The sequence below is a fragment of the Bradyrhizobium uaiense genome (genome assembly GCF_010811875.1).
GTDB lineage: Bacteria > Pseudomonadota > Alphaproteobacteria > Rhizobiales > Xanthobacteraceae > Bradyrhizobium > Bradyrhizobium uaiense.
In genome coordinates, this window is record NZ_VKHP01000329.1 from 1 (window position 1) to 8,918 (window position 8,918).

An 8,918-nucleotide genomic window follows, 5' to 3' on the forward strand; every position below is an offset into this window, starting at 1 on the left:
CAGGCGAATCTGGTGCCGGAAGAGCTGGTGCATCGCGTCATCGTCCGCGAGAGCAAATACCAGCCGCATTTGATCGGGCGCGGCGGCGCCATCGGCATGATGCAGATCAAGCTCGCGACCGCCCGCGGGGTCGGCTACACCGGTACCGCCGAAGGTCTGCGCGACGCCGCGACCAACCTCAAATACGGTGTCAAGTACCTCGCCGGCGCCTATCGCGCCGCCAATGGCGATCACGACCGAGCCGTGCGTTATTTCGCGGGCGGGTATTACTACGTCGCAAAGCGGCAGCGCGGCGGTCACCTCAAGGAGGCGAAGCACGGCGGCGCGGGTGCACCGCCGAAGGAGCTCGCCAGGCAAGACCAAATGTCGGACCAGTTGACGGTCGATCCCGCCGAGCCGAAGCCGGAACAGGCCGCAAAATAAAGCCGATCGCGTCCGCACCGCGCCGGCCGCGCCTAGCTTAGTCGGCCGTCGTCAGCGCGCGGCCTCACCGCAAATCACGCAATCGTTCCACCGGCAATCTCGTGTGATGAGGTGCGGCGCCGCAGCGTGCCGTGCCTGGCATACAAGTTGACACGCCCGCCCATCCGCCTACATTAGGGGCGTTCCGAGGGGTGCTCCGAAGGAGGAGCTGAGATACCGCAAGCTTGGACTTCGCCGATTGGCGATCAGTTCGGGACCGCGGTGACCCTTTGAACCTGATCCGGGTCATGCCGGCGAAGGGACAGGGATGTATCAGACGTCAAGACTGCGGGGGGATTCCCCCGTCTCCATCATCGGCGCAGGCATAACCGGCGCCTGGCATGCGTTGTTGCTCGCAGAGGCCGGACGTGCCGTCACCCTGCATGAGCGCAGTGACGCCGGGATGACGGAATCCACAAGCCACTGGGCCGGCGGGATGCTCGCGCCCTGGTGCGAAGAGGAGGCCGCGGAGCCGGTGATCACCCGCCTCGGCATCCGCTCGCTCGACCTGTGGCGGCGGCATCTTCCGGAAATCCCGTTCAACGGTTCGCTGGTGGTGGCGCATCCGCGCGACCGCGCCGATTTCGAGCGCTTCGCCCGCCTCACCACCGGCCATCGCCGGCTCGACGCCGAGGGCGTCCGCGAACTGGAGCCGGCGCTCGAGGGCCGTTTCGGCGCCGGCCTGTTCTATCCCGAGGAGGGCCATGTCGAGCCGCGCCGCGTGCTGCCGCGGCTGCATGCCGCGATCACCAAGGCCGGCGGCGCCATCAAGTTCGGCAGCGACGCCGAGGCTGACGATCTCGACGGCCTCGTGATCGACTGCCGCGGCCTAGCCGCCCGCGACCGCGAGCCGACGCTGCGCGGCGTCAAGGGCGAGATGATCGTCATCGAGACCGCGGAGGTCGAGCTGTTGCGTCCGGTGCGGCTGATCCACCCGCGCTGGCCGCTCTACGTGATCCCGCGCGGCGACGGCCGCTTCATGCTGGGTGCGACCTCGATCGAGGCCGAGGACAACGGCGTCAGCGTGCGCTCGGCGCTGGAGCTGCTCGGGGCCGCCTATGTCGTGCATCCCGCGTTCGGCGAGGCACGCATCGTCGAATTCGGCGCCGGGCTCCGTCCGGCATTCCCCGACAATCTGCCGAAAATCAGGATCGAGCAGGAACGCATCACGGTGAACGGACTCTACCGTCACGGCTTCCTGCTGGCGCCGGCGCTGGCCGAGCTGACGCTCGCCTATCTCGCACGCGGCGAAATCGACAATGAGGTGATGCAATGCGCGTGATCGTAAATGGCGAGCAGCGGGAAATCAGCGCCGTCAGCGTCGATGCGCTGCTGGCCGAGCTCGACTACGAGGGCACCCATTTCGCGATCGCACTGAATTACGACGTGGTGCCGAAGAGCCGCTGGGCCGAGACCGCACTGAAGGCCGGCGACGAGATCGAGATCATCACGCCGCGGCAGGGAGGGTGATGTGATGATGCGTGCACGAACTCTCCCCACGTCGTCCCGGCCGAGTGCGCGCTTGCGCACGGAGCCGGGACCCATAACCACGACCGGAAATTGTCGGCAAGAACGTCGCCCCGTGTGCCCCATTGAAAGGCCGCGGCGTATGGGTCCCGGCCTGCGCCGGGACGACAGATTGATTTGAGGAGACACATGGTCACCTTCTACGGCAAATCCTTCCCCTCCCGCCTGCTGATCGGCACCGCGCTCTACGCCTCGCCTGCGATCATGCAGAACGCGATCCGCGCTTCCGGCGCCAGCATCGTCACGGTGTCGCTGCGGCGCGAGGCCGCCGGCGGCAAGACCGGCGATGCGTTCTGGTCGCTGATCCGCGAGCTCGGCGTCACCGTGCTGCCGAACACCGCGGGCTGCCGCAGCGTGCGCGAGGCCGTCACGACAGCCAAGCTCGCGCGCGAATTGTTCGGCACGCCCTGGATCAAGCTCGAGGTCATCGGCGACAACGATACGCTGCAGCCCGACGTGGTCGGCCTGGTCGAGGCCGCCACCATCCTGATCAAGGACGGTTTCGAGGTATTCCCCTATTGCACCGAGGATCTCTCGGTCGCCTCGCGGCTGGTCGAGGCCGGCTGCAAGGTGGTGATGCCGTGGGCCGCGCCGATAGGAAGTGCAAAAGGCATCACCAACCGCGATGCGCTCAAGCTGCTGCGCGATCGCCTGCCCGACATCACGCTGGTGGTCGATGCCGGCCTCGGCGCGCCGTCGCATGCCGCCGAGGCGCTCGAGCTCGGCTATGACGCCGTGCTGCTCAACACCGCTGTGGCAAAGGCCGCCGATCCCGTCGCGATGGCCAACGCCTTCCGCCTCGGCGTCGAGGCCGGCCGCACCGCCTATGAAGCCGGGCTGATGGAAGCCCGCGACTTCGCCTCCCCTTCCACCCCTGTCGTTGGGACCCCGTTCTGGCATGCCGTATCCTGATCCGTTCTATCCCGTCGTCGACAGCATCAAATGGGTCGAGCGACTGACAAAACTCGGCGTCGGCACCATCCAGCTCCGCGCCAAAGAGCTCAACGACGCCGAGGCGTTGCAGATCGTCACCGACGCGCTCGCCGTCACCAAGGGCACGCCCACGAAACTCGTCGTCAACGACTACTGGCGCGCGGCGATCGTCGCCGGCGCCGAGCATCTGCATCTCGGCCAGGAAGACCTCGCCGATGCTGACCTCGCCGAGATCCGCAAGGCAAAACTGACGCTCGGCGTCTCCACCCACGACGATTCCGAGCTCGCCACCGCGCTCGCCGCGAAGCCCGACTATGTCGCGCTCGGCCCGATCTTCTTCACCACGCTGAAGTCGATGCGGTTCGAGCCGCAGGGCATTGCGAAGATCACCGAGTGGAAAAAGCGCATCGGCGCCATTCCCCTTGTCGCGATCGGCGGCATCAAGTTCGAGCACGCCGCCGAGATCTTCGCCGCCGGCGCCGATTCGATCGCCGTCGTCTCCGACGTCACCCAGAACACCGACCCCGACGCGCGGGTGCGGCAATGGCTCGGCATCCGGGCGGAGGCCGCGTGATGCACGGCATCGCACGCTACTCATCCCGTCACCCCCGCGCAAAGGCTTCGCCTTTGTCGCTGGAGGTGGCCGCTTCTTCAGCGGCCCTCGAAGGGTCGACGGCCCGGCTCGTCGACCCTTCGAGGCGCGCAAGTGCGCGCACCTCAGGGTGACGAGATCAACATCAGCGCTATGCACACGAATTAAAACGGAGGATCCCTCATGAACATCCGCTCCAACCCCGACACCACCCGTCCCGCCGTCACCACCGGCGCGCTGCCCGCCTCGCGCAAGATCTTCGCAACGCCGGAAGCTGCACCCGACATCCGCGTGCCGCTGCGCGAGATCATCCTGTCGGAAGGCGCCGGCGAGCCCAACCTGCCGGTCTATGACACCTCGGGCCCCTACACCGATCCGAACGTCACGATCGACGTCAACTCCGGCCTGCCGCGCAATCGCCTCGCCTGGGTCAAGGAGCGCGGCGGCGTCGAGGAATACGAGGGCCGCACCATCAAGCCGGAGGACAACGGCAATGTCGGCGCAGCCCACGCAGCCAAGGCGTTCACCGCGCATCACACGCCGCTGCGCGGCCTCGACGGTCACAAGATCACGCAGCTCGAATTCGCCCGCACCGGCATCATCACCAAGGAGATGATCTACGTCGCCGAGCGCGAAAATCTCGGCCGCAAGCAGCAGCTCGAGCGCGCGGAAGCCGCACTCGCCGACGGCGAGAGCTTCGGCGCCGCGGTGCCGGCCTTCATCACCCCGGAATTCGTGCGCTCGGAGATCGCGCGCGGCCGCGCCATCATTCCCTCGAATATCAACCACGCTGAATTGGAGCCGATGATCATCGGCCGCAACTTCCTGACCAAGATCAACGCCAACATCGGCAACTCGGCGGTGACCTCGTCGGTCGAGGAAGAGGTCGACAAGATGGTGTGGGCGATCCGCTGGGGCGCCGACACCGTGATGGACCTCTCGACGGGGCGCAATATCCACACCACCCGCGAATGGATCCTGCGCAACTCGCCGGTGCCGATCGGCACCGTGCCGATCTACCAGGCGCTGGAGAAGTGCGACGGCGATCCCGTCAAGCTGACCTGGGAGCTCTACAAGGACACGCTGATCGAGCAGTGCGAACAGGGCGTTGACTATTTCACGATCCACGCCGGCGTGCGGCTGCCCTATATCCACCTCACCGCCAACCGCGTCACCGGCATCGTGTCGCGCGGCGGCTCGATCATGGCGAAGTGGTGCCTGGCGCATCACAAGGAGAGCTTCCTCTACACCCATTTCGACGAGATCTGCGATCTCATGCGCAAGTATGACGTCTCGTTCTCGCTCGGCGACGGCCTGCGCCCCGGCTCGATCGCGGACGCCAACGATCGCGCGCAGTTCGCGGAGCTGGAGACGCTCGGCGAATTGACCAAGATCGCGTGGGACAAGGGCTGCCAAGTCATGATCGAGGGCCCCGGCCACGTGCCGATGCACAAGATCAAGATCAACATGGACAAGCAGCTCAAGGAGTGCGGCGAGGCGCCGTTCTACACCCTCGGGCCGCTGACCACCGACATCGCGCCGGGCTACGACCACATCACCTCGGGCATTGGTGCCGCGATGATCGGCTGGTTCGGCTGCGCGATGCTCTGCTACGTCACGCCGAAGGAGCATCTGGGCCTGCCCGACCGCAACGACGTCAAGGTCGGCGTCATCACCTACAAGATCGCGGCCCACGCCTCTGATCTGGCCAAGGGTCATCCCGCAGCCCAGCTCCGCGACGATGCGCTGTCGCGCGCCCGGTTCGACTTCCGCTGGCAGGACCAGTTCAACCTCGGCCTCGACCCCGAGACCGCAAAGAACTTCCACGACGAGACCCTGCCGAAGGAAGCCCACAAGGTCGCGCATTTCTGCTCGATGTGCGGCCCGAAGTTCTGCTCGATGAAGATCACCCAGGACGTCCGCGACTACGCCGCGACGCTGAACGACCCGACCGGCGTCGGGGCGTCGATCTCAGGCACCATCGAGGACGGCATGGCGACGATGAGCGCCAAGTTCAAGGAGATGGGCGAGAACCTGTATCTCGACGCGGACAAGGTGAAGGAGAGCAATCGGGTGTTGTGACCCGCAATGCTCGTCATGCCTGGGTAGAAGCGCGAAGCGCATCTTTGCGGCATTCAACAAGAGTAAAGAGGCCGGGCTAAAGCCCGGCCTCTTTGCTTCGAGGCGTGTTTTCTTGATGTGCGGATTGTATAGGCCCTGTCACGACACCAACCCGCCCAGGGCGTCCGTTCCCAAGAACCATTGACTTGGATCAACGAAATATCCGCGATATCATCACTTGCTAAGCTGTTCAGGAGCGATGAGGCCGCGTCAGGTGTTATCCGCGGCGATTCTAAGTCCGGTTCGCAGAGGGTCCGGTAGTCCCATGCCCCTTCCTATTGGAGAGATTCATGAGAACCTTCAATGCCGTGCTATTAGTACTTCTCGTCGCCCAATCGGCCTCGGCACGGGCCGCGGATCTGAACGGAGCCTGGACGATCGACGCCTCGGCCTGCGACCAGGTATTCACCAAGGAGAACAACAAGCTCGCGTTCAGGAAAGACGCTGACTTCAACGCGGGCGGCCTGATCGTCCAGGGCAAGCAAATCACCGGCACGTTTCAAAAATGCACCGTCAAATCGTTGCATGATGACGGGAAGGATGTACGCGTGATCGCGTCATGCTCGGACGGTGTCGCGATTTCAGACGTGGCATTCGACGTGGAACTCTCCGGAGAGAATAAGATCACACTCAGCTCCAAGGAGCCGGTGCCGGTGTCGACGCCGTATGTTCGCTGCCCGATGTGACGTCGTGGCGACGGCTAGGTCGGGTTAGCCGAAGGCATAACCCACCGATGCCGATTCGCCTTCCGCTGGCAGGACCAGTTCAACCTCGGCCTCGATCCCGAGACCGCGAAGAACTTCCACGACGAGACCCTGCCGAAGGAAGCCCACAAGGTCGCGCATTTCTGCTCGATGTGCGGCCCGAAATTCTGCTCGATGAAGATCACCCAGGACGTCGGCGACCACGCCGCGACGCTCAACGACCCGACCGGCGGCGGGGCGTCGATCTCAGGCACCATCGAAGACGGCATGGCGACGATGAGCGCCAAGTTCAGGGAGATGGGCGAGAACCTGTATCTCGACGCGGACAAGGTGAAGGAGAGCAATCGGGTGTTGTAGGGCACTGCCCTCACCGCTCGTCATGCCCGGGCTTGACCCGGGCATCCATCAAAAAAGCAAAGAGGCCGGGCAAAAAGCTCGGCTTCTTATTGGCCCGGATGAGCAAACCCTTGCTAGCTAGTGGACATTTTGCGCGCCGCTATGCCCCACGCTGGGGGACTTTTGGTTAGGAGCACGCACGAGAAATCAATAATCTCAAAGACTTTACGCACCTCATAGCGAGGTGAAAAAAGTCTCACCTGTGTCAGCGCTAGATTTTTGGACTTTGACCTCATTGAAGAATTTTCGTCCGCCGCGTCGGTGCGTTGCGCGCATTTGGAATCTGTGCGCCAATAACTAATCCCCTTACGACTGATTCGAGCTTGTCCATTATTCAAATGGAGAGCTGCGTCATGTCGGACAAACTTTTGGTCAATCTTTGGGGGCGAGTATCAGTGCAGATGGTGTTTGGGCAATTGGTGGCGCTGTAATCATTGTGCTGGTGGTAGCTTTAGCCAGGCGTTCGCGGACTTGACTACTCGGCGGTAAGGTAGGCGTAGCCAGGTTGAGCGAAGCGACATTCGGGGATTGCGGTCGCCCACGTACTGCGGCGCTCATGCAGGATACGCGGACTAGCAGATGAGGCACGAATGTGACGAGCGAGCCAGATTATGCCAACTACGCGCGGTGCATGGAAGAAGTTAAGCGCAGACAAATTGCCATTGACGAAATACTTCAGGGGCAAAAATCCACGTCTTACGGATACACTAACGTAGAATTTGTCGCGCTCCAGTTCCGCAAGATTTTTGAACTTGTGATATTGTCGACGCTCGCGTCTCATCAACAATTCTTTGAAGGTCTTACCCGCAAGTTGGCCAAGGAGTGGCAAGTAGATAAGATCGTTGCGATCGTAGAAAAGAAAAACCCGGGCTTCTATCCAAAGCCGATTGATCGGATTCCGACAAATGCGGAGGGAGTAACGGACGAATGGAAGCCGATCACCTCGGGGTTCTTCACCCTCAAGGAGCTTGTCGAAGCACACGGCAGGATTGGCGGACTCATGCACGCCAACAATCCGTATCGCGAAGAAAAGTCGCTCGCAGAGATTGAACGGTTATTCCCGGTTTGGCGTGAGCGCTTAGTGCGATTACTAAACAATCATCTAATACAGTTTCCTGACGACGCGACGACCTTATACGTTGGCATGCAAAGCATCGAAACGGGTGCTGTTCACACTGCACTATTCAAGAAAATTATTGAGCCGAGCAAGTAGCCCGGATGAGCGAGGCGACATCCGGGGTTTTTATCTGACCCGCATGTCGCTGCGCTCATGCGGGCTACGGATTATGAGGGACATGAAGCAAACCATTTTCAGTAAGACAACGTGCCGGCTGACGCTGGCCGGCGCCTCGTTGCTGCTTGGCAGCTCAGCCACTTCGGCCCAGGAAAGCAAAGGCCTGCATGCGCCCACTGAAATTAGGCTTTACATCCATAGCGACCTGAAAGACACGGACTTCGTGCGACCGTTAGTCTGCGCGCTCAAGCGTGTCCTTGTCGCGCCGATCTCCACGCAAGACCTACGCCTCCCCTTGGGAAAAGAACTATTCACGGCGCCAATGCAACTGGATGCCGCGAAACTTGCCGTTCATTTCAATCAAGCGACCATACGCGATGGAACGACAGGCGAGTTCAAATATCTCTTCTTGCCATACAACCTAAGAGCCGCAGCGGGATACTCCACATTCCACGCGACCTTCGCCGTACCCAATCTTGTGGGTGCCGTTTCAACCACCAGCCTTGATGTTCGCGACCCCAACCTACCACAGCCCCAAATGTCCGAGATCATTGGCCGACGCTTTTACAAGGTCATGATTCGATCGATCGCGCAATCGGCCGGCCTTCGGGGCGAGGGGTGCACCCTTGCTTTCCCCTACGGCTTGGCAGCGCTTGATCAAAAAACGTCAGAGTTCTGCCCATCTGATCGCGCGGCGCTGGTTGCAGCTAGCATCCTGAAAGAAAAGGAAAGTGAGGAGGGAAGCGACTGTTTCGCGACGTCCGCATTGGAGCCGATCGGTCGACGCGCTCGAATAGCGCAGAGCGACTATCTGGCCAGCAAGTAGCCGGGATGAGCGAAGCGACATCCGGGGTTTCCTACTCGCCCCGCATATCGCTTCGCTCATGCGGGCTATGCTATGCCGGCGCGCCAACAGCCACCGCCTGCACGCTACCACCAGCACCCGCCC

General features: G+C 62.3%; 9 protein-coding genes, 1 pseudogene and 1 riboswitch. All 10 genes and pseudogenes read left to right on the forward strand.

Features of this window, described 5'->3' with window-relative positions; all coding sequences use genetic code 11:
* On the forward strand, nucleotides 1-423 hold a 423-nt coding region (locus tag FNJ47_RS42270; protein ID WP_163162234.1), incomplete at its 5' end, for a lytic transglycosylase domain-containing protein.
* A 177-nt stretch (nucleotides 424-600) separates the two neighbouring features.
* Nucleotides 601-743, forward strand: a riboswitch (TPP riboswitch).
* Complete coding sequence (locus tag FNJ47_RS42275) at nucleotides 731-1,744, forward strand: FAD-dependent oxidoreductase (protein WP_163162236.1); 1,014 nt, start codon at nucleotides 731-733, stop codon at nucleotides 1,742-1,744. (Overlaps the previous riboswitch by 13 nt.)
* A complete protein-coding gene (thiS, locus tag FNJ47_RS42280; protein ID WP_092116006.1) occupies nucleotides 1,735-1,932 on the forward strand; it encodes a sulfur carrier protein ThiS in 198 nt (65 codons plus the stop codon). The genes FNJ47_RS42275 and thiS overlap by 10 nt, the downstream gene beginning before the upstream one ends.
* A gap of 186 nt (nucleotides 1,933-2,118) precedes the next feature.
* Complete coding sequence (locus FNJ47_RS42285) at nucleotides 2,119-2,901, forward strand: thiazole synthase (protein ID WP_163162238.1); 783 nt, start codon at nucleotides 2,119-2,121, stop codon at nucleotides 2,899-2,901.
* Nucleotides 2,888-3,496, forward strand: a complete 609-nt coding sequence (locus FNJ47_RS42290; protein WP_163162240.1) for a thiamine phosphate synthase — start codon at nucleotides 2,888-2,890, stop codon at nucleotides 3,494-3,496. Before FNJ47_RS42285 ends, FNJ47_RS42290 begins: the two co-directional genes overlap by 14 nt.
* Nucleotides 3,497-3,697: 201 nt before the next feature.
* Nucleotides 3,698-5,596: a phosphomethylpyrimidine synthase ThiC gene (gene thiC / locus FNJ47_RS42295; RefSeq protein ID WP_163162242.1), complete on the forward strand. Its 1,899-nt coding sequence runs from the start codon at nucleotides 3,698-3,700 to the stop codon at nucleotides 5,594-5,596.
* Nucleotides 5,597-5,925: 329 nt separating this feature from the next.
* Nucleotides 5,926-6,321 carry a hypothetical protein gene (locus FNJ47_RS42300; RefSeq protein WP_163162244.1) on the forward strand — a complete coding sequence of 132 codons (396 nt, stop codon included), beginning with the start codon at nucleotides 5,926-5,928 and terminating at the stop codon, nucleotides 6,319-6,321.
* 45 nt (nucleotides 6,322-6,366) lie between these two features.
* A pseudogene (locus tag FNJ47_RS42305) lies at nucleotides 6,367-6,696 on the forward strand (phosphomethylpyrimidine synthase ThiC); the annotation flags it as partial.
* Between the two features lie 631 nt (nucleotides 6,697-7,327).
* A complete protein-coding gene (locus FNJ47_RS42310) occupies nucleotides 7,328-7,948 on the forward strand; it encodes a hypothetical protein (RefSeq protein WP_163162246.1) in 621 nt (206 codons plus the stop codon).
* Nucleotides 7,949-8,030: 82 nt separating this feature from the next.
* Nucleotides 8,031-8,795 carry a hypothetical protein gene (locus FNJ47_RS42315; RefSeq protein ID WP_163162248.1) on the forward strand — a complete coding sequence of 255 codons (765 nt, stop codon included), beginning with the start codon at nucleotides 8,031-8,033 and terminating at the stop codon, nucleotides 8,793-8,795.
* Nucleotides 8,796-8,918: the final 123 nt, after the last annotated feature.